Here is a 20,895-nt window from a genome sequence, read left to right on the forward strand (position 1 = left end):
GGAGGCATTCAGGCATGACCGAGTGGACGACCGTCTTGTGGACCGATGCGCGAGAACTCGCCCGGCAATCCGGGGTGGAAGAAGAGCACCTGCCCACTTCGGAAGTAAGCCCGAGGGCACATTTCCACGCGCTGCGGAAATCGGCGGATCGGGTGCAGGCAGTCGGCTTCATGGCTGCGGCCTTGCCGCGTGCCGAGGCGATTGCCTGGGCGGCAGCGTGCCTTGCACCGCTCGCGGAACGGAAGGAATACCCGCCCGTCCGCCGCAACCTGCTGGACTATGCGCAGCGCTGGATCGATCAACCATCCGATGAATTTCGCCGGGCCATGTTCGCGCAGGCAGAGCAGGCGAGCGAGGACAGCCCGGAGAAATTGCTGGGCTACGCGATCTTCTTTTCCGGCGGTTCAATCTCCGATCCCGATCTGGAGCCGGTAAACGGCGATCCCGCGGTTACGGGTCACCTGGTGGCAGGCGCGATTATTTCTGCAGCTGTGCTAAAGCGGGAAGAAACCAACGCATTTCTCGACAAGGCACTCGATTTGGGCGAGAAGGTGGCGGTTTCCGGAACAGATGCCCTGACCAAGACGTGAGCCTGACACTACGCATCCAGAACAGGGAGAGGCTGGAGAATGGATCCAGTCTGGAATTCGTCCTGCATCGCAGAGGCGGGTTGATCGGTCGTTCGGCCACCAATGACTGGTCACTACCGGATTCAAACAAGTCGGGCATTTCACGGCGGCACTGCGAAATACAGTACCGGGAAGGCCGGTATTTCCTCTCGGACCTCAGTTCCAACGGCACCTTTGTCAATGACGGGCAAGAGCCGGTTCAGGGCCCCCATCCCATTGCCCCGGGGGACCGAATCTACATCGGTGATTACGAGATCGTCGCTGTCGTTTCCGGCGAAGCGCGCGAAACGTTCGAGCGCGAGCAGGAGCGCAAGGCCGCCGAAGAGAACACCGGCTGTGACGACTGGGAAGGTCTGCCTTCCGGAGCTGCAGGCGCTTCCGCAGGTGCGAGCGGACCGGCTGCGGGTGCTGCCGAGGACTGGGGCCTGCCTGAAGAAGCAGCCAGGGAAGTGTCGGAGTGGGCCGACGAAGCCGGTTCGGGCAATTTCGCTCCCGACGGCGATGACATCTTCGGCTCGCTGACAAACAATCACCAGGTTGATTGGGCTGCAGCATCATGGGATGCTCCGGTGCCTTCGGACGAGGGCTTTGGCGCGCCAGCCGACGATGACGGATTTGCGCCCCTGGACGACGGCGGCAAGGACAAGGATCCGTTCCTACCTCTGAACCCGAGCGCGGACACCTCCGATCCATTCTCGGCAGCATCCGCATCCCAGCCGTCGGCCTCACCCAATGCTGGGCGAACCGCGCCAAACGCGGCAGTTCCTTCTGGCGAAGAGAACTGGGGTACGCAGTATCCAGCCGGCAGGCCCGACCCCAAGGCCCGTCCTGCCCCGCCGCCGCCCACCGGAGCCCAGCCTGCGCGTCGGCGCTCACAGCAGCAGGCGCCAGCAACCCCGCCGCCTGCGGCCGCTCAGGCCCCTGATGCGGCCTATCAGCAACTCGTGCGCTATCTGGGGGTCGATCCCCAGAAGCTGAGCCAGACGCCGGAAGAGACTGCAGAGCGGACCGCGCGCCTGCTCCACCGCCTGCTCGCCGGTTTGATGACACTGCTGGAAGCGCGGGCGCGGGCAAAGGACCAGATGGGCGCTACCGCTACGCAACTGCGTTTCGATGGTAACAACCCGTTGAAATTCGCACGAAATGTCGAACAGGCGCTGGAGATGACCCTTAACCCGCCGATGCGGGGTTACATGGATGCCGACCGCGCGGTGGAGGATGCCTTCCGCGACCTTCAGGCCCACCAGATAGCGACGCTGAAAGCGATGCAGGGCGCGCTGCAGGCGACCCTCAAGCGCTTTTCGCCAGCCGCCATCAAGGCGCGGACGGAGGAAAAGGGCGGGCTGTCGAAACTGATCCCCGGACAGCGCGAAGCCGAGCTGTGGAAAGCTTACGAGAAGGAATTCGGCGGCGTCGCACAGGGCTCTGCCGAAGCGTTCCTGGACGTATTCTCGAAGGAATTCCGCCAAGCCTACGAAGACGCGTCGCGGCGCTCCTGAGCCTTTCGTGCCCCTAGTTCGGCACGTCATCCGTGATGCGGAACCAGAGAATATCGGTGTGCCAGTTGTTCTCTCGCGCCGCTTGCTCGAACCGGCTTGCCCAATCGGGAGTTACCCTGATCTCGCCGAGTTCTGCTTCGTCCGTTCGGGGGAAAAGGTCTCGCGGAAATTCTTGCTGCCCGGTGACGATGACAAAAGCGGCACCGCCTTCGGTTTCATACTCGACCTTCGTCTGGAAGCCGGTCGTGGTTACCGAGCCCTGGCTCGCCAATGCGCCGCGCCTGATCATCTCGCGATTGTCCGAGAAAACACCCGCATCGGTATCGTCGATGTAGAGTAGAATGGCTTCGTCATCCGGGTTCAGTCCACTGGCCTGCAGGATGGGTCTCGCGATCTCCGCGCTGTCGCCGTGCACTGACTCCTGCATCTCTATCTCGTAGGATTCCTGCGGGGTAGACATCAGGGGCCGCTCGCTGCGCGCGGTGCGCAGGGCATTGATCATCGGGCACAGGTTCTCACCGAATGTTACGAGGCCCCGGGTGTCGGGCGTAACGTTGGGCATTCCGTTGGTGGCAAAGGCACTTTCCAGCGCAGTCTGCACCGCACCGGGGCGCGCAGCACCGCCGGTAAAGCGGGCGCTGTTGCCGCTCGCTCCCTCGAACGTCAGCCATGCGCAATCGACGTCCTGCACCGCTGCGGCCGCGATCTGATCGATGCTGGGCGCGGCGGGATCGGAGGTGCCTTGCGCGACCTGGCCCGTGCCGCCTTCCACGGTATCATCGGGAAGATCGTCGGGACTTGTCGCAAACACGATGACAGCAACCAGGATAGCCAGTGCGGCTACCGCCCCCACGCCGCCATAGACAATCCATTTCTTCGAGGGATCGGCAAGCAATCCGGGCTTGTCCTTCTTCGCGCCCTTTGCGCGCGGGGCCCGGTCTTGTTTTCCGGCAGCATCGTTATCTGGGTTTAACGGAGCATCCAGCCCGCCAAGCGCGCCCGCAGCGGCCTTGCTGCCGTCGTCCAGCAGACCTGAGAATTCGGCCATCGTCTGCGGGCGATCGGCCGGATTGGGTTGCAGGGCTGCGGTGAATGCCGGTCGCAGCGCTTCGGGAATTGCGGAAAGGTCTGGCACGCCCCGCCGCTTCAGCACGGCATCGGCCATCGATCCGCCCATGTCGGCGTGGTCGCCCGTCGCCACCGCCAGCATCGTCAGGGCCAGGCTGTAGATATCGGTCCACGGCCCGACATTGCGGTTGTACTCGCCCATCTGTTCGGGCGCCATGTAGCGCAGCTTGCCCGCCGTGCCGTCGCCGATGATCGTCTTGTTCGATTCGCTGGTGTCCTTGACGATGCCGAAGTCGATGATCTTGGGCCGGGCCGCATCTCCGGCCACCAGCAGGATATTGTCCGGAGCAATATCGCGGTGAACGACGCCCTGGGCATGGGCGGCACCAAGCCCGCGGGTCAGGCGCTGGGTGAGCCGTTTCAACTGCGCCTCGTCCGGCGAGAATTCGCCGAGCAGTTCCTCCAAGCTCGGCCCGTCGACAAATTCCGTAATCAGGTAGGGCTGACCATTGGGCCCTTGCGAGGCGATGCGGTACTGCACGATGTTCTCGTGGTGCAATCGGCCGAGCGCGGACGCTTCCTTGTAGAACATGTTCAGCACGTTCTCGTCCCGGGCCAGATCGGGCAGCATGATTTTTACCGCCACTTGCTCGTGCGGCGGATGCGGGTTCACCGCCTGCCAGACCTCGCCCATTCCGCCACGCGCAATGAATTTCTCGACCCGGTAGACATTGACGTAATCGCCCACCTCGATCGGACGGATCGGTTCGCTTGGCGAGCTTGGCGCGCCGGGAAAACCCGACGGATTGGGCGGGCTGGTGCGCGAATCGGGAAAGGCCGACGGGTTTGGCGGCGGCGCTGGCGAGGGTGCGGGGGTGGACGGGGCAACTTCCGCGTCGTCGCCGGGTTCCAGCCGCGGCATGAAAACGGTCTTCTCGTCCTCCCCTTCGTCGTCCGCAGAGGTCGGGGGCACAGGTTCGAAGACTGTCTTGTGATCATCCTCACCCTCTTCCGATGGAGGAGGCGGAGGTGCGGGATTGAAGACCGTCTTGTCGTCTTCGTCATCACCGTTCGAGTTGTCTTGTCCGGCCATCAGGAATCGCTCTCGACAGCTACCAGCGCCACGCTCACATTATCTGGCGCCCCGTTCGCATGGGCCGCCTCAATCAGCTTGTCCACGGCTTCTCCCGGCGGGTTCGCGGAAACGATCTCGCGAATAGTGCCTTCGCTTACCGGGCCGGTAAGCCCGTCGCTGCAAAGCAGGAATATATCGCCGGGCTCCAGTGTGTCCTCGACGATATCGACCTGCACGGTTTCCTGCACGCCAAGGGCGCGGGAGAGGACGTGGGCCATCGGGTGATGTTCGGCTTCCGAGGGTTCGAGCATGCCTTGGTCGACCAGATCCTGCACGTGCGTGTGATCGGTGCTGAGGCGGAAGAGGCCGCCGCGCCGATAGATGTAGGCACGGCTGTCGCCCACCCACAGGATTGCGAAACGCTGCCCCCGGATCAGCAGGGAAACGATTGTGGTGCCCATGGTGCCGCGCGCTTCCGAACCGCCTTCGGCATTCCATATCTGCTGGTTGGCGGCATAAATGCAGTCCGCAGTGCGCTGGAGGGCCGCGTCGAAATCTTCTTCGAACGTCAGCTCAGCCAGGCAGCCCACTGCCTGCGACGACGCGAAGGCCCCGTTCTTGTGACCGCCCATGCCATCGGCCACCACCCACAGGGAGTGGTCGTCATCGATCAGCATCGAATCCTCGTTTGCCGGGCGCTTCAGTCCGGGGTCGCTCATCCCTGCCGATCGGATACGAAAAGTCATGCCATGATCACTCCCGGGGTCACGCTGGCTTCATCCCAGCACAGCGGCAGGCGCGGGGCCTCCTCGTCGATGCAGAACCATTGGCCTTCGGGCTCCGAACCTGCATCGCCGTCGTAAGTCTCGAGGTTCTGCAGCGCCTCGAACAGGTCATCCGCGCTCCGTGGGGCGGCTATTGCTTCCACCACCGCATCGTAGAGATCCTGCAGCACCACGCGTCGCCCTGTTGCGGCATAAAGCGGAAACAGGCGACCGACCTTGTCGGCACTTGGGATCACGATGGCCGTTCCATCTGCAGCAGCGAACAGCCAGGGCTGCGCGGATGCGTAGGTTTCGCCGAACTCCGGAACCCATTCCTGCCGCGCTTGCTCGACCGACCTTGCAAGGGTTTCATCCAGCGCGGCTTCGCGGGACCGTTCCAGCCCCCTCGATACGAAGTCGCCATGCCCCGGCAGTTTTCCATAGAGACAGCTTGCCATCAGGGCATCCATCACAGGTTCTGCGGGCAAGTGACCGACCAAAGCCCGCCACCGCCGAACGGATTGAACTGCGGCGGAAAGTCGACGAGGAAAGTCGCCTGCGCGGGGCCGGGATTGAAGGTTGCCTGAACCCTGCCTTCGCCGCGATTGCGAATATCGGCGCGCTCCAGCACGCGGAAAAGCGACCATGGTCCTTCGTTGGGGTGGCGCCAGACAAGCTCCTCCGCCCCGTTGTTGTCGACGTAGATGCGAACCTCGGACGTGCGCGCCAGTCCGCCGCCTAGTGTCCAGTTCAGCGACTGGGCATTATCGGCACCTTCCTCATCAAATGTCATCGAAAGGCCGCCGGACGAAAAGTCTACGCGGCTGACATTCGCCCCCTTGTCGACGAGGGCGATTTCTAGCGGCAGTCCTTCGGCCAGCATGTCGCGCAACAGCGCTGCCTTCTGAAATGCGCCAGGCGTCGCCGGGCTGAAGCCGCGGGCGATCGGTTCGTTGTCGCGCCAGCGCCAGTAATCGTCCTGCCTGTCGAGATAGTTGTCGAGGCGATCTTTCACGAAACGGTCCATCGTGCCGTTGAGGGCGAAGAACTGCCGGGTCTCGGAAATCCCGGCATCTTCGGGCGACTGCGAATCGAACGGATACTTGCTGGCGACGATCGCCTCGCACTCAGGACGGATGTTTTGAGCCCATGCTTCTCCTACTTCGCTTTGCAGGCTGCTGACCTGAGCGCTCGCCCCGCCGGTGGCGATGTCCTCGGCAAAGTCGCCAAGCAGGGCCGGTACTTCCAGTGCAGCTTGCGAGAGGGGCGCCATGGCTTCTGCCAGGCGGGTGCTGCTGTCGGTACCGATGCCGGGACTGCCGGCCACGATGACGGCCTGCAAGGCCTGGCGTACCAGCGCCACGTATTCATCAACCGGCGCAGGGTCCGTCCCGTTGCCAACCCAATTGTGCAGTTCGCGGAAGTGGTTCGCGATTTCCCGGTCGGCGGACAGACCGCCCCCCGATGCCGCGCTGCCCATCTCGCTGGCGACGCGGGTCACACGGTTGTTCTCCAGAGCCCGGCCGATAACCTCGCCAGCCTGATCCTCCACGCCGCCTTCGAAAGTGGTGTTGTCGCGCAGCACGCTCAGCACCTTTTTCAGGGGCGAGGGCGCGCGGGTGAAGGCGCGATAGGCCTGCTGGTTGGAGAAGTAGTCGGCCGGCTTCAGCACATCGACCACGCCTTCCCATGCGGCGATGTAATCGCTGGCATAGCGGGCGGAGATGCCAGAGGTGATGTTTCCCATCTCGCGGCGCAGGCCTCCGGTATCGGCATCCTCGCCCAGCACCCACAACTCGCTTTCCACCGTCATGGGAATGGTCTGCAGGCGCATGGTATAGGCCTGCGTGAACCCCTCGCGGGTGAAGAAGTAGGGGACCGTAGTGTCCATCACCAGCTGGGGATCGGCAAATGCCTCGGCCTCGCCTTGCTGCAACTCGGTCGACAGGCGCACGTCGCCGGCCGGGTTGATGGCCCGCTGCTTCATGATGGCATAGGCGCGGTCGGCGGGGCTGAGGCTGGCGATCTCGCGCCGCGCAGAATCCACAAGCAACGCGTCGAGCGGTGCCTCTCGTCCGGCCCACGAGGACGAGATGTTCTCGTCCTCGGTCAGGGCTTCGAGATGCCGGGCCAGGTTCTCGCGCAAGGGCCGATTCTCTGCGCCGGGGAACTGGTATTGCGACCATTCCTGCATCATCATGTTGGCGACCGCTTCGGAATCGATTTCGCCTTGCGGATGGTGGCCACCCAGCATCAGGTAGATTTTCAGCGGCTCGTAGAGAGCGAAGGCATCCGACATGTTCGCCCGCATCCGGGTTTCCAGGTCCAGCATGATGCGCGGCAGCAGGATCCGGCGCAGGCCCGTGCGATAGGCTTCCACGTTGCGACGGCTCAGGTACGACTGGAACAGGCCGAAGCGCATCGACAGGTCCGGGCTGCCGGCCTGCCGCGCCTCGTAACCTTCCGGCAGGGCGCGCAAAGCGTCGAGAACCGTTACCGAACTCGCGAGCGGCGTGTCGGCATCGCTGACCTGCACGAGGTCCATCTGGTTGCGTTCGATCTCGTTGTCGATGGCGACGGCAGCGCGCGCGGTCTCTGCCTGGAACCCGCGATTGCCGATGAAGCTGACGGTCCATGCGGCGATCAGGCCAAGCGTGACAAGACCGATTGCGGAGCAGATTGCCACCATGCGGTTGCGCTGCCGCTTAGTCGCGCTGGAATCGGCGATGGGCAGGCCCGCTTCCTTGAAGGCGACATCCTGCAACAGGCGGTTGAGGAAGAAAGTGCGCCCGTCGGCCTGGGTGGAGCTGGCATCTATCGCATAGCTTTGCGCCATGGTGTTCAGGATACGGTCTAGCGCCGCGCCATCCTGCGTGCCCGAGGTCAGGTAGAACCCGCGCAATTCTCCGCTGGGGCGGTCTTCCTTGAGGAACGCGCCCTCGATGAAGCGGTGCAGCGGCGCGCGCAGTTCATGCAACTGCGAGGGGAAGCCGAGGATCAGGCTGCGCCGCCGGATATCGGGCTCGTCCTGCAACCGCTTGGGCTGGCGGGCGGCCACCTCGTTGGTCATGGTGTCGAATGCGCGAACCATGCGTTCGGAATCGAGCGGACCGCCTTTCCAGTCGAAGGTATGGCCCAGCACGGCGCGCCGTCCATCCACGTCAAGATCGGCGAAATACTCCGGGAAACCGGCGATAAGATCGGACTTTGTCAGCAGCAGGTAGACCGGCAGCTTGGTTTCCAGCTTCTCGCGAATTTCGCGCAGTCGCTGGCGCACGATCAGCGCATGACGGTCGATCTCGCGCACGTCGCCGCGCAGCAGGTCATCGGTCGGGATGGCCACGAAAACGCCGTTGATCGGTTCGAACGGACGGTTCTTGCGCAGCATGTCAAGCAGGCTGCTCCAGCCGCTTGAATCCACCTCGCTATCGGAATCCTGCGTGGTGTAACGGCCCGCGGTATCGAGCAGGACGGCCTCGTCCGCGAACCAGAAATCGAGGTTGCGCGTGCCCGAAGACCCGCCCACGGCCTGGTCCGAGAAGGGGAAGCGCAGGCCCGAATTCAGCAGCGCGGTCGTCTTGCCCGCTCCCGGCGGGCCGATGATGACGTACCACGGCCGGGTGTAAAGGTAGTTGCGCTGCTTGCCGCTTGCCTTGCGCAGGTTGGCCAGCGCTTCCTTCATGCGTCCGGCTATGACGCCCGCTTCCTCGCCCGCCTTGTTCTGCTCGGCAAGTTGCGCTTCGAGCGCGGCGTTGCGTTTCTTTTCGCGGCGGCGGCGCAGGAACCACCACAGGCCCCACAGCGCGATGAAGAACAGCGCGACGGGGACGCGCACGTACCACGGCTTCAAAAAGTCCACGAACAGTGGCAGGCCCACTGCGAACACCAGGATAAGCACCACGGTGGTGAAGATTGAGACCGTCCACCAGTTGGTGAGGAAACGCTTCATTGCCCGATCGCCTCCCTACGAACCCAGGTCGAGCACGATTTCCACCCGCCTGTTCTCCGCCTTGCCCTCGGCTGTTTCATTCGTGGCTATGGGCCGCGTGTCGCCAAATCCCACCGCGTTGACCCGGCCCGGATCGGAAAGCTGCCCGGCGATGATCTGCGCCACCGTATCGGCGCGGGCCTGCGACAGGGCCATGTTGTTAGGGAACTCGATGGTCGGGCTCACTTTGTCGGAATCGGCGTGGCCCTCGACGGTGACCGGACCCTGTTCCAGCTCGATCGCCTCGCCGATGCGGCGGAACAGGCGGGCATTGTCGCCCACCAACTGGTCCGAGGCGGACGCGAACAGCGTTCCCACGGTCGTGCGGACGCGGTCGTTTTCCACGACGACCAGTCCCTGCTGGATTTCCGGCGCGAGGAATTCGCGCAGGCGCGTTTCCGTGCTGGTGGGCGGAGGGGCGAGCACCGTCGCCTGCCGGTTGAGCGACACCGGTTCGCTGGGGAACAGCCCCGCCACGCGTTCCTCGGGTTCGCTGTTGGTGGCCATCAGGACGAAAAACAACACGAGGTAAAGCAGGAATGCGATGCCCGCCGCTGCGGCTGCAACCAGCGCCACAACGGTCCAGAAATTGGGTGGCTTGCGCGGCGTATCTTCCCCGCGCCAGTGGCTTACGACCTCCTGCTGCGACAGGCTGCGCACGTGTTCCAGGGCACCGTAGAGGCTGTTCATCACCTCCTGTTTCTTGCCCTGTCCGTCAGGCATGGTGCGAAGACGCCCTTCGAAACCTGCAGCCAGGCAGGCGTGGAACATCTCGATCAGGTCGGAATTGCGCTGCGGATCCCGCAGCATTTCCTGCACCAGGTTCCAGAACCGGTCGCCGCCGATATTCTGCTGGAAGAACAGCACCTGCATGTTGCGCTGCGCCCACTGGGCGCTGTCGTTGCCGGAGCCGGGAAGGTTCTGCGCCACATCGTCGACGGTGGCGCAAATCGCATATTTCGCGCGCTGGCGCACGGGTTCGGGGTAGATCGGGGCGATAGCCTGCTCGAAGCGCCCGATAGCCTCGGAAACCTTACGGTGGAATTCGGGCAGGCTGATCTGCCAGCGGCCCGACTGGACTGCGGCGACCATCGCCAGCACCGGGGCGGCATGGGCCAGCATGGGATTGCGATCTGTGCGCGGCGTTTGCGGGCTGGGCACGCTATCGGCCGGGCTGGCCATGAATTCACGGGTTGCGCCCATTGGCGGAGGCGGGGGTGCGGACGGGGACGGACCCAGTGGATCGAACCTGCCACCACTACCCGAGCCGGGCGGGGGAGGGGGCGGCGATGGAGCGTCCCAGCCGCCCCCTCCTGTCGGGGGCGGAGGTGGTGGCGGCGGCGTTCCCCAGTCACCGCCGGAGAACCCTCCCCCTGCCGCTGGCGGCGGCGAGGGCGTGCCGGGACGGTTCCCTCCGCCTTTCAGCGGGGAAGGACGAAAGACAGTCTTGTTGCCGTCGTCGCTCATGGTTTCTGCTTAACCGCCCACAGTTCCAGTTTCAGTTCGGGCCATTCATCGGCGATGTGGAAACCGATGCCCGGCGCATCGTAGAGTTCGGGCCAGTGCGGAGAGCTGCGGTCGAGCTCGAAATAGACGTAATTCGGCAGGATGCGCAGCTGCGAGGGCGGGGTGGTCGTGTGCCGCAGCGGTATCCGGCTTTCGAGGTTCGACTGCACCATTTCGCGCATCTTCAGCGTGGAGCCGATCTTGGTGTAGGCAGGTATCCGCTTGCGGATTTCCTCCAGCGATTTCGAGCGATCCGACACGGCGAGGTAAAGGTAGGAATTCTTCACCAGCTCGCGGTCGCGAATGATGTGCTGGAACGAGCTGTTGGATTTGCCGACCTTGCCCAGCTGCAGCATCTCCGTAGACTGTTCGAGGCTGCCCGACAGCAAATCCTGCAACAGATTCACCAGCGGATCGAAGCAGCCCTGCAGATCCTCGTGCTTGTAGGTGGGCAGAGGCGGGGGCTTGCGGTCCGAACGTTTCAGCGTCGAAGCCTCTGCCGCAAGGGCGAGGAAGTTCTCGAACAGCCGCTCGGGATGGATGGCGGGCATCGTGTCGAGGTGTTTCAGCACCGCCGTCCAGCGGTTGAGCGCCTGCAGCAGCAGGAACGCGCGGAACGTATCCTGCCCGCCTTCCGCAGAATCCGCAGCAGTCCTGGCCAGCGAGGAGGCGAGCTGTTCGGCCCGGCCCATGATATCCTTGTTCAGCGATGCGAGACGCCCGGCCCGCAGGTCGATGGCCGGGGGAATGAAGCGATCGTCGAAGACCACCTTCTTGCTGGAGACCTCGCGAATGCGCGCAAGACCTACCAGCAGGCGGCCCTCGGTCTCGTCGGGCGTCATGCCGAGTCGCAGGTTCGGGCGGCCCAGGGCGATGTCTTCCGATGCGCGCTCTTCCGAGAAATTGTCGCTGATTTCATGCTCTTCCACCAGGAACCGCGTGTCGACCGCGCCGCTTTCGACATCGGCAAATTCCACCGCCCCGCGTTGGCGCGTGGGCAGGGTCAGATAGACGATGCTGTCCCGTGTATCATCGGCGATTGCCAGTGGCTTGGGCGGGGGCATGTCTTCCGGAATCGAGAACGGCGTACCATCCGGCATCACGCCCCGGGCAGAGGCGATCGCAACCTGCCCCAGTTCCGCCAGCCCCAGGTCGAGCGAAATCTGGGAGAATCCCCAAGAATAGGGAAGCGCCTGGTCGTGACGGGCTGCCACGAACCCTTCGACGAAGCGATCCTGAGCCTGAAAATGCTGCGGACGCAAGAACATGCCTTCCCGCCACGCAACACGATTACCTGCCATACCTTGCCGCCCCCTTCGCGAATAGTTAAACACAAGACCGGCCAAGAAGAAAGTTTCAATTGGCGGTATCTATCATTTTGGTCGGTACTGTCGGCGCGAGAGATCGGAGGTCAAAATGGCTGAAAACAATGCCGATTCTTTCGATCCGAAGACTTGGCTTGATGCAAAACCGCCAACATCTTCTTCGAAAGGGTCAGGCGACGAGCCCGGCTTCGATCCGCGCAGCTGGGTGGGGCAGGACGAGGATGCCGTCGATTCTCCGGAAACCCCTGCCAAAGATGCTCGACTGAAATGGGGCGTGGCCATCGGCGCGCTGGGGGCGGTAATGCTTGGCGGCTTTTTCTTCTGGAGCTCCGACACAGAGCAGGCAAATGCCGCCTCGTCCGCCGAGACAATGGCAGGGGGAGCCTCGGCGACCGCGCCGGAAACGAGAGAGGCTCCGGCCCGAACCTTCGCGGGCAAGCAGCAGCTAACCACCGTCGATGGTTATCGGGGCTTGGTGCAGACGCTGATCGATATGCGCGTTCCTGCCGATGAGGCGGGCGTCCTGGGTCGCGAGACAATTGCCGCACTCGACTCGGCGGACAAGGAAATGCAGATCGAAATTTGGCTTGCTGAAGGGGAAGACGGACAGGAAACCCAGTTCATGGCAGCGTCGCTTCCGAGCGGGGCCAGTGTGGAGCTTACGCGGCGCGCCGATGGCAGTTTCGACCGGCGCGACGTCTTCGCCGAAATCCGCACCGAGATACGCCGGGTCGAGGGCGAGATGGGTGAGACCGACTTCTACTCCGCCGCCGTGGTGGCCGGCATGCCCGACAGCCTTGTCACACCGTTCGTGAAGATATTCTCCTACGACTTCAGCTTCGCCGACGAAGTGGATGCGGGCGACCGGTTCATCGCCCTTTGGCAGGAAGACGTGACCGAGGATGGCGAGACCGTCGAAGGATCGCTGCGTCTCCTCTATGCGCGCATGGTTACCGAGAAGGGTGACAGGGAATACTTCTCGTTCGCGCCGCCGGGCGCCGTCGAAGCGCAGTGGTTCGATACCAGCGGGCAGGCCAACGTCCGCAGCCTGATGCGAACCCCGGTGGACGGCGCACGCGTTTCCTCGCAGTTCGGTTTCCGGAATCACCCGATACGCCAGCGCCGCATCCTGCACGGCGGCGTCGATTTCGCGGCCCCGACGGGAACGCCCATCTATGCGTCCGGCGATGCGACGGTGGATTTCCGCGCCCCGGCTGGCGGCGCGGGCAACATGGTCCGGCTGGCCCATGGCGACGGGATGATCACGCGCTACCTGCACCTCAGCAAGTTCCGCGATGACCTGACAGTCGGGCAGCAGGTCAGGCAAGGGGAGGTTATCGGGTATGTCGGTTCTACCGGCGCCTCAACCGGCCCGCACCTGCATTACGAGATCATCATCAACGGGGAGAAGGTCGACCCGCTGACGTTCGAGACGACGAAAGTGGAGCCGTTGGTGGGTGAAGGCCTGACGATGTTCCGCCAGCAGCGCGCGCTGCTGGGCGAAAAACTGGACTAGGCCGCAGCGCTTGCCGGCTGACCGTTCACCAGCAGCCGACCGTTCCATTCGTACCGCCGCCGCCCTCCGCCGGGATCTGCCACGAAACTGGCGACTGCGCTGAAGATCGGCGCGACTTCCTCGGCTGTTCCCGTCAGGGCGAACGGTTCGAAAACTCGTGGATCCCAGAAGCGGAACAGCACGATCTCTCCATCGGGAAGCCGTGCGGTGGTGAATTTGCGAAAATGCCGCCGCAATTCGGCAAGGCTGCTGTCACTGTCGCACAGCATTCCCCAGAAGCGGCCACTCTCATGCTGACGCCAGGTTTCGGCGAGGGGTTCGGCACGGTCCAGCTGGACGAGATAGGGCAGCGCCTTGCGGGTATCCTCGTCGTAATCGCCGGAATACAGGCACGCGCGCTTTTCGCTGCGCTCGACAAGAGCATGGAGGCGAGCATCGCGGGCGCAATCCACGATTGCGAACCACGCACTCACTTGTTGCAGATCTCGCAGAAGGGCTTGCCGTCCATGGCCGCTGCGATCATCGCTTTCATCTGCGTATTGGGCGCGGAGAAGGGCACGTTGCCCGGCATCCCCATACCGCCGCCGCCCCCGCCGCCGCCCGCATTGGCACCATCGCCGATGAGCACGTTGGGCGCACCGCTTACGATCACGCCGCCGTGCGCGGTCATGTCACCCAGACGGGCCGCCGGCATACTGCCAACAAGGACCGTGGCCGAGCCTTTGACGATGATATCGGGAGGCCCGACACACACGCATTGGTCCGAAATGCGCGCCTGCGGCATCATCGCCGTCAAGACGTTGGGCTGCCCCTTGATTACCGGCCCGCCGACATGCGGCACCGGCCCGGGGCTTACCATCGGGCAGGTGTGCATGTCGGTGATGCGGGCGGCAGGTGGCATGCCTTCTCCTGTCTAGCGGCGCGAACCGGCGGCGTCGTTCACGGCGACCTGCGCCGCTTCGTCTTCGGCGGCGGCACGGCTTCCTGACCCGTCGGCCAGCATTCCGTTGGTGGTGTTACCTACGACGAAGAAGGCGCCCCAGTAAAGCGGATGCGAATACTCGGTCGTATTGATGAGTTCCACCTGGGCATCCTGCAGCGAGCCCGCGATATCACGAGTGCGGCCGCTGCCGTAAAAGCGACGGAAGAAGATGTCGGCGTCCTCGTTTGCGGAAGCTTCCCAGTATGTGGCCATGACCGCCCTGGCATTGGCGCTGAAGAACGCGCGAACCAGGCCGTCCAGCGTCTCGCCCGGCTGCGCGCCGCCCGCAAGCTGGCGGTTGCGCTCACCCAGTTCCGACGCGGTTTCGCACGCCGACAGCACGACGAGGTTAGCGTCGAGATTGAGATTTGGAATCTCGTCGAAGCTTAGCAGCATGTCCGAGCCTTCCTGGCCGAAGGACGTAAGCAGTGCGGCAGGCGATTGTTCGCAACCGAATTGCCCTTCAGATGCGCCGTGCGTGGCAAAATGGAGGATCTTGTAATTGCTCAAGGTCCCACCGCGCGAACCGAGCGACAGCATGTTCTGGTCGGTGAACTCGTCGCCCGCGACAATGCGCGCTTCGCCAATGCCCAGCGCCTCTGCTGCCAGTTCGATCTCGCGCCGGGGGATAGGGGCAAGGCCGCGGGTCAGGTTGGCCAGCTCGACCGGCTGCAGGACACACGGGCCGATGCTGACGGCCTGCGAGAGGTTCGCCGCCTCTGACAGCGGGCGCGGATCGGCAAAACCGATCAGCGGTTCCGGCGCAGTCGATGCACCCAGTTGTCGCGAGGCGATAAAGGAACTGGGCGATATGGCGATGCTGATCGGTGCCTTCTGGATCAGGAACGGCACGTCCGAATAGTCGCGCGAAGCCCTCTGGCTCTGACGCCGGACGGCCGCCTGCGCATCGGTGACGAGCACCGCTGGCGACAGGGTGCGAAGAACCTGGCCGCCGTCTACGACCAGGGCAGTACGTCCTTCCAGCGCGTCATTGATCGGGCCGAACAGGCGTGAATACAGCACCGCCGACTGAAGGACGTCGAAAGAGCGAAGGTCATTCGAATCTTCAAGCGCACCGTCGATCGAATCGCGGACACGCGCGACGACGGGCAGGAGGGAACTTGCCGATCCTGCAACCTTGTACGGCGTGGCGCCATTGGCATCGATCATCAGGCCGTAGATGGAATCGCCGATAACCGTCAGCTTCACATAGGTCTCGCCCGGGGCGAGCAGAGCCTGCATTTCAGCCAGGTCGGCGGGCCGGTCGCTGATGCGATTGATGCGGCCATCGGATTGCAGCTGAGCGTTGATTTCGGTGCGCTGCTGTTCAAGGCGGGCGTATTCCGCCCGCGCCTCTGCCAGCGATTCATCGCCGGGCGCGGATTCCTGGATTTGCAGGCCCAGTTCCCGGTAACGACGCTCGATCTCCTCGCTGCTGCGGATCAGCGCGCCTATTTCCGGGTCAGCCCCGGCCTGAAGCTGCAACTGGCTAATCTGCCGGGCGGCCCCGCTCTCGCTGGTTATCTGCATGGCCTGGAAATAGTCGCCGAGGGCTGCGACATTTCCGCCTTCGCTGCGCTCGAGCAGCCGGTCGAGGTAAGGTTCCAGCGGCGCGGTGACGAATGCTGTCTGCTGGCCGCGGGAATTCAGCAACGATGCTACCGCCGCGCCGTAAGCCTCGTCGACCTCAGCCTGGGATGCGCCGCTCGCTTCCAGGATACTGGCGCGTTGCAACTGCAGTTCGGCGATTGCCGGTTCCGCGCCCGTGCCAACCCCGGCCAACGAACTGCGGACCAGCTTGGCCAGCGCCTCATCAAAAGCTGCCAGCGCGGCGTCGTAATTGCCGTCGGCTGCCTCGATCCGGCCAAGCTGGCGGTCGAGACGGGACTCGAGCCAGAGCACGCCGGCACGGTCGACCCCAACCACGGTCTGCACGCTTTCGCGCGCCGCCGCGAGCGCCTCTCGCGCCAGTTCAAGATCATTGTCCGGCAGCGCTGCCACGCTAAGTGCCCAATAAGCCTGAGAGGTAAGAACCACTTCACGAAGGCGCTCGGCATCGGGCAGGTTCAGGGCATTGCGCACATCGCCGGTTACACGGCCCGCGTTCAGCAAGCTAATGCCTACAGGATCGAGCAACGGCTGGTCGCCTGACACCCGGTTCTCCAGAATGGGTGTCAGGATCGCCTTAGCCGCGGCGAAATCGCGCCGGTTGAGGGCGTGGAGACCGCGATAGATGGCGAGTTTGCGGCCAAGGATCCGCTCGCCTTCGATATCGGCAACGCGCAACAGCTCTTCTGCCTCGGAAAAACGATTGTCCGCGCTGCCGAAGAAACGCAGGTTCGAATCGGCAAGGCCGGCTTCCAGGTTCAGTTCGGCACGGATCGCCGGCGGCGTATTCGGCCCCACCTCGTTCAGCGCCGCCTTCAGCCGGTTGGACGCTGCCGCGTGGAGACCGAGGAAAATCTCGCGGGTCACCACCTGCAGCGTTTCGTTCAGATCCACTCGCGAACTAGCCACGGCGGTCGACGGTCTGGCCGGTGCCGGGGCAAGCTGCGCGTAATTCACGACATCGCGATCGGAGGTGACGCCGCCCGTGCTGTCGAAACCCGCGAGCAGGCGAGCCGTCTGCACACCTGCGCCAACGGCATCGGCAGCGGACGATATCTGCAGGGAAGTGGTACCGGCATCGGCGTTGATCACCGCGGTTTGCAGGCCCAGCGCGGGATCGTAGCAGCGCTGCGCCGTTGCGCTGTCGAAACCCTCAAGTGAAACCGGGGTCTGCGCGCCGCAACTGAGCGAACTGGCAAACGCCGCGCGGTCCGCCGGACTATCGAACAGCCGTACGCGGGCGAGGGCGCCGCTGGATTGCTGACCCCGGCAGTTGACCGAATAGGAGCGGGCAAATTTGACGGTCTCATCGCCGAAGCTGGGATCGCTCCAGTTCGCTGTCGCCTCGCACGGCGCGCCGACCGCATTGTTGCCGAGCGCCAGGCTGGTGCCCGTCGGATAGCTGGAAGTGGTGGCGCAACCCGCAGTCATAAGGGCGGAGAGACCGACCGCCGCGACGAGCCTTGCACGATTATCGCGTACCATGTTCGTCATCTTACTGTTCCTCTGACGGAGTGATGCAAATGCCGTTTTCATCGAATTCCTCGCAGTCCGGCCCGACGTCGGAGAAGAGGCCCTCGTTATTGGTGCCGACCAGCGGATCGAACGGCAGCAGTACGTCGCTTTCCGAGCTGAACAGGTCGAACTGTTCGGAAGAGATTTCGACGATGGTGTTACCGATGACCGTGTTCAGGCAGTCCGCGCCGCTGCGGATCTGGCAACCGTTGATGCGCGAGGCGAACGGCTGCACTTCGTCGTCGTCCAGAAGGATGACTATCGAAGGATCCGCCAGGGCCGCTGCGCGCCCTTCGAGGGTTTCGATGGTGCCGAAGATCGCAAAGGCATTGGTCGTATCGGTGGGATCGATGGTCAGGGTCTGCGAGATGTTCACGCCCGTCGTTTCCACCAGCGCCGTGCTGACTTCCCCGGAGTTCTGGAACAGCGCGGAATCGCCGTATACAACGTTGAGGTTGCTCGCTTCGAGGTAGGTCGCCGGGCCGCTGTAATCGAGGCCTGCATTATACAGCGAGGAGCCGGAGTTGCCGACGATCAGGGCACCCAGCAAGCCGCTGAAATTGCCTCCGCTGCCATCGCGCAGATCGATCATTTCCTGAATGAACGGCTGGGTCCCGAAGAGAATATCGTCAGCTCGCACCTGTAAGTCAGCCCCGGCAAACAACAGGCTAGCCCGCTCGGTGTTCATGGAAATGGTGCCGGCAAGGCCGGTATTGGGCGCGCTGCCGCCGAACTGGAACAGTCCACCGGTGCCCGACCCGTCGATAGCGCCGGTGAACGCTATATCGCCCGTGGTCGCGACGGTGAACGTTTCAGAACCGGCAGCACCATCGAAGGTAACACTGGAAACCTCGACATTGGTCGAATTGGCCTGCAGCAACAGGTTCTGCGCCTCGATCCGGTTAAGTTCGGCATCGGTCAGCGCAAAGGCGCCGCCTCCATTCGATGCAGCGGCACCGAGGCGGACCTGCGATGCGTCCTGCGATACCGTGAGTGTGGCGTCGCCTTCGGCTTTCAGCAGGCTACCAGAACCGAGGTCGATATCGGCCGAGGTGGTAAGCAAGTCGCTGCCCGCGGTTACGCTGCTGTTCGCGGCAACCGTTATCGTCCCGTCGGAGGTGATGGTCACATCACCGACCACGTTCGATGTCCCGCCGAACTGCACATTCGCCGGAGCATCCATTTGTCCGATGAGCAGGTTCGCACTGGACGTAATCGGCCCGGTGACGAGATTGCCGATCGCATCGATCGTTACGTTACCGCCGGTAGACCTTGCCGAACCAAGCGTGACAGCGCCGCCGCTATCGATTTCGACCGACACACCGCGTGCCGCGCCGGTAACGGTGAGGGGGCCATTCGTACTGGTCAGGTCGACACTGCCTGCACCGCTGCTGTCGCTATCCGCAGTGGCGCTGGCGAGGGTCGTAGCGTCCACCGAGTTTGTGGTGATGGCGTTGCCCGACGTAACCGCCTGCGCACCAATGGTAGTTCCGGCGGTCAGCGACACGTCGCGGCCTGCGGTGATGTCCAGCGAGGTTATGGAGCTTCCCGCGACCTGCGACACGTCACGAACCGCGGAAATGTTCTGAGTGGAAACGGAGGTTCCCGCAGTCTTCAGCACATCGCGGCCTGCGGAAATGTTCTGCGAAGAGATGGAGGTTTCTGCATCCAGTACCGCATCTCCGGTCGCCGACACGCTATCTGTCGTGATGGACGCGGTGCTCGAAGTAAGCTCCGCATTGCCGCCAGTCGCCTGGATCTGGCCGGTCCGGATGGTACCTGCGGCATCAATCTCCAGCAGGCCCCCGGTCGACCGGGTCAACGACAGCACACCGCCGTCGAAACCAAGCGTGGCATTACCACCGCTTGCGACATTCACTGTCACACCGCTTGTAGCGCCGGAAACCGTGAGCGGGCCGTCGGTGCTGGAAAGCGAGACCGAGCCTACGCCGCTGCCGTCACTGTCGGCAGTAACGCTAGCGAGCGTCATTCGATCGGCGGAAGTGACCGCAACGTCATCAGCCGCGCTTACCGCGCCGGTGGCAATCGTCGTTCCCGCATCCAGAATGGCATCGATACCTGCGGTTACCGATCCACCGTCGATGAAGGTACCTGCATCGAGCGAAGCATTATCCCCTGCCATAACCGTGGCAAATTCGATCGACGTTCCTGCATCCAGCATGGCGTCACCCTCGGCGATGACATTCTGGGTGGAAATCCGTGTGCCCGCGTCGAGCGAGACGTCGGTCGCAAGGGCTGTAAGATCGCCAGTGGAGATGGCCGTGTTGCTGACCACATCGATGGCATCGGCCACTACCTCGCCGCCGAAGGTGACGGTGTCGGGAGTGGTGCCCCCGCCGACGGTGAGCGATCCGAGCAAAGCGGCATCAGTCACGCCGGCGTTGATGGCACCGGTCATAACGGAACCTGCCGTATCGATCGCGATGTTCGCGCGGGTGTCATCACCCCCCACGTTACGCGCATCGATGGTGCCGGTGGCGATGTTACCACCGCCCACGCTTTCGATGGCGATATTCCCGTTCGTGGCCGAGAGGTCCTGCGTAGTGATCGCGCCGTTCACGGTCGCATTGGCGGAATTGCCTGCGGTGATGGCAAGGTTGCCATCAGTTGCAGTCACATCGCCAAGCGCCGCTGCGCCGCCACTATCGATATCGACATTCACCCCGCTGGAGGCCCCGGTAACGCGGAGCGGTCCATCGGTGCTGCCGAGTGAAAGATCGCCAACGCTACCGCCGTCATCGTTGGCAGTCGCGCTGCCGAGCACCATCCTGCCTTCCGACGTGGCCGTTATGTGATTGCCTGCCGTTACGTCTTCAGCCTGGATCGTTGTTCCGGCGACCAGCGAAACATCGAGATCTGCATCGATGTTCTGAGACGTGATGAAGGTATCGGCGGCAATCAGCGTATTACGGGTCGACGACACATTGGCAGTCGTGATGGAGCCGCCAGCCGAGGTCAGTTCGGCGTTGCCGCCGACTGCCTGTACCTGGCCGGTCCTGATATCGCCTGCGGCATCGATATCCAGCACGCCGCCGGTCGATTGCGTGAAGGAAAGCGTATTCCCGTCGACGCCAAGCGTCGCCGTGCCACCACTGTCGATGTCGACTGCGACACCGCTTGATGCGCCAGTCACTTTCAGCGGACCGTTGGTGCTGGTGAGCGTGAGATCGCCGGTGCCGTTGTCATCGCTGTCCGCCGTGGCGCTTGTGAGCACCATATTGTCGATCGAATTGGCGACAATGTCATTTCGTGCTGAAACATTCTGCGCTGTCAGCCGGGTCGCAGCATCGAGCAGGACGTCCGCGGTCGAAGAGACATCGCTGGTGGTAATTGCCCCACCAGCCGAGGTCAGTTCGGCGTTGCCGCCGACTGCCTGTACCTGGCCGGTCCTGATATCGC

The 20,895-nt window shown here is 63.5% G+C and carries 13 protein-coding genes; 3 read left to right on the forward strand and 10 right to left on the reverse strand.

The genetic code is table 11. From position 1 onward, the window contains the following. The first annotated feature begins 14 nt into the window (after window positions 1-14). Entirely contained in the window at window positions 15-590 is a 576-nt protein-coding gene (locus D2V07_RS18630; protein WP_158586885.1) for a DUF6931 family protein, read from the forward strand. Continuing rightward, window positions 587-2,128 (forward strand): type VI secretion system-associated FHA domain protein TagH, encoded by a 1,542-nt coding sequence (tagH, locus tag D2V07_RS17315; protein ID WP_158586886.1) that lies wholly within the window; start codon window positions 587-589, stop codon window positions 2,126-2,128. Before D2V07_RS18630 ends, tagH begins: the two co-directional genes overlap by 4 nt. A 13-nt stretch (window positions 2,129-2,141) precedes the next feature. Here tagH and D2V07_RS17320 read toward each other — a convergent pair whose 3' ends face one another. The 6 genes from D2V07_RS17320 to tssK are packed head-to-tail and all read right to left on the reverse strand — an operon-like array spanning window position 2,142 to window position 11,830. Then, window positions 2,142-4,289, reverse strand: a complete 2,148-nt coding sequence (locus tag D2V07_RS17320) for a serine/threonine protein kinase (RefSeq protein ID WP_119588165.1) — start codon at window positions 4,287-4,289, stop codon at window positions 2,142-2,144. Further along, window positions 4,289-5,017, reverse strand: coding sequence for a PP2C family protein-serine/threonine phosphatase (locus D2V07_RS17325; protein WP_119588166.1), 729 nt, complete (start codon window positions 5,015-5,017; stop codon window positions 4,289-4,291). Before D2V07_RS17325 ends, D2V07_RS17320 begins: the two co-directional genes overlap by 1 nt. Beyond that, the gene (tagF, locus tag D2V07_RS17330) at window positions 5,014-5,493 is read right to left on the reverse strand and encodes a type VI secretion system-associated protein TagF (RefSeq protein ID WP_158586887.1); all 480 of its coding nucleotides are present in this window, start codon (window positions 5,491-5,493) and stop codon (window positions 5,014-5,016) included. Before tagF ends, D2V07_RS17325 begins: the two co-directional genes overlap by 4 nt. Window positions 5,494-5,504: 11 nt before the next feature. After that, the gene (gene tssM, locus D2V07_RS17335) at window positions 5,505-8,984 is read right to left on the reverse strand and encodes a type VI secretion system membrane subunit TssM (RefSeq protein ID WP_119588168.1); all 3,480 of its coding nucleotides are present in this window, start codon (window positions 8,982-8,984) and stop codon (window positions 5,505-5,507) included. Window positions 8,985-8,999: 15 nt separating this feature from the next. Continuing rightward, window positions 9,000-10,490 (reverse strand): type IVB secretion system protein IcmH/DotU, encoded by a 1,491-nt coding sequence (gene icmH / locus D2V07_RS17340; protein WP_119588169.1) that lies wholly within the window; start codon window positions 10,488-10,490, stop codon window positions 9,000-9,002. Beyond that, window positions 10,487-11,830 carry a type VI secretion system baseplate subunit TssK gene (gene tssK / locus D2V07_RS17345; RefSeq protein WP_119588170.1) on the reverse strand — a complete coding sequence of 448 codons (1,344 nt, stop codon included), beginning with the start codon at window positions 11,828-11,830 and terminating at the stop codon, window positions 10,487-10,489. The genes icmH and tssK overlap by 4 nt, the downstream gene beginning before the upstream one ends. Window positions 11,831-11,945: 115 nt before the next feature. On the opposite strand from tssK, the gene D2V07_RS17350 reads away from it, so the two are divergent. Further along, the gene (locus tag D2V07_RS17350) at window positions 11,946-13,370 is read left to right on the forward strand and encodes a M23 family metallopeptidase (RefSeq protein WP_119588171.1); all 1,425 of its coding nucleotides are present in this window, start codon (window positions 11,946-11,948) and stop codon (window positions 13,368-13,370) included. Here D2V07_RS17350 and D2V07_RS17355 read toward each other — a convergent pair. From D2V07_RS17355 to D2V07_RS18635, 4 genes are all read right to left on the reverse strand, one after another. Beyond that, window positions 13,367-13,843 (reverse strand): DUF4123 domain-containing protein, encoded by a 477-nt coding sequence (locus tag D2V07_RS17355; RefSeq protein ID WP_158586888.1) that lies wholly within the window; start codon window positions 13,841-13,843, stop codon window positions 13,367-13,369. The two genes, D2V07_RS17350 and D2V07_RS17355, sit on opposite strands and share 4 nt — an antisense overlap. Continuing rightward, window positions 13,840-14,271: a PAAR domain-containing protein gene (locus D2V07_RS17360; protein WP_119588173.1), complete on the reverse strand. Its 432-nt coding sequence runs from the start codon at window positions 14,269-14,271 to the stop codon at window positions 13,840-13,842. The genes D2V07_RS17355 and D2V07_RS17360 overlap by 4 nt, the downstream gene beginning before the upstream one ends. A gap of 12 nt (window positions 14,272-14,283) precedes the next feature. Continuing rightward, window positions 14,284-17,454 (reverse strand): CHAT domain-containing protein, encoded by a 3,171-nt coding sequence (locus D2V07_RS17365; RefSeq protein ID WP_158586889.1) that lies wholly within the window; start codon window positions 17,452-17,454, stop codon window positions 14,284-14,286. A gap of 1 nt (window position 17,455) precedes the next feature. Beyond that, window positions 17,456-20,895 (reverse strand): beta strand repeat-containing protein (locus D2V07_RS18635; RefSeq protein WP_158586890.1); only part of this gene is annotated, 3,440 nt, incomplete at its 5' end.

It is taken from the genome of Aurantiacibacter zhengii, assembly GCF_003584125.1.
Taxonomy (GTDB): domain Bacteria; phylum Pseudomonadota; class Alphaproteobacteria; order Sphingomonadales; family Sphingomonadaceae; genus Alteraurantiacibacter; species Alteraurantiacibacter zhengii.

Coding starts and splice junctions, on each gene's coding strand:
- D2V07_RS18630 (WP_158586885.1), top strand. CDS start 15: ATGACCGAGTGGACGACCGTCTTGTGGACCGATGCGCGAGAACTCGCC.
- D2V07_RS17320 (WP_119588165.1), bottom strand. CDS start 4,289: ATGGCCGGACAAGACAACTCGAACGGTGATGACGAAGACGACAAGACG.
- D2V07_RS17325 (WP_119588166.1), bottom strand. CDS start 5,017: ATGACTTTTCGTATCCGATCGGCAGGGATGAGCGACCCCGGACTGAAG.
- tagF (WP_158586887.1), bottom strand. CDS start 5,493: ATGGCAAGCTGTCTCTATGGAAAACTGCCGGGGCATGGCGACTTCGTA.
- tssM (WP_119588168.1), bottom strand. CDS start 8,984: ATGAAGCGTTTCCTCACCAACTGGTGGACGGTCTCAATCTTCACCACC.
- icmH (WP_119588169.1), bottom strand. CDS start 10,490: ATGAGCGACGACGGCAACAAGACTGTCTTTCGTCCTTCCCCGCTGAAA.
- tssK (WP_119588170.1), bottom strand. CDS start 11,830: ATGGCAGGTAATCGTGTTGCGTGGCGGGAAGGCATGTTCTTGCGTCCG.
- D2V07_RS17350 (WP_119588171.1), top strand. CDS start 11,946: ATGGCTGAAAACAATGCCGATTCTTTCGATCCGAAGACTTGGCTTGAT.
- D2V07_RS17360 (WP_119588173.1), bottom strand. CDS start 14,271: ATGCCACCTGCCGCCCGCATCACCGACATGCACACCTGCCCGATGGTA.
- D2V07_RS17365 (WP_158586889.1), bottom strand. CDS start 17,454: ATGACGAACATGGTACGCGATAATCGTGCAAGGCTCGTCGCGGCGGTC.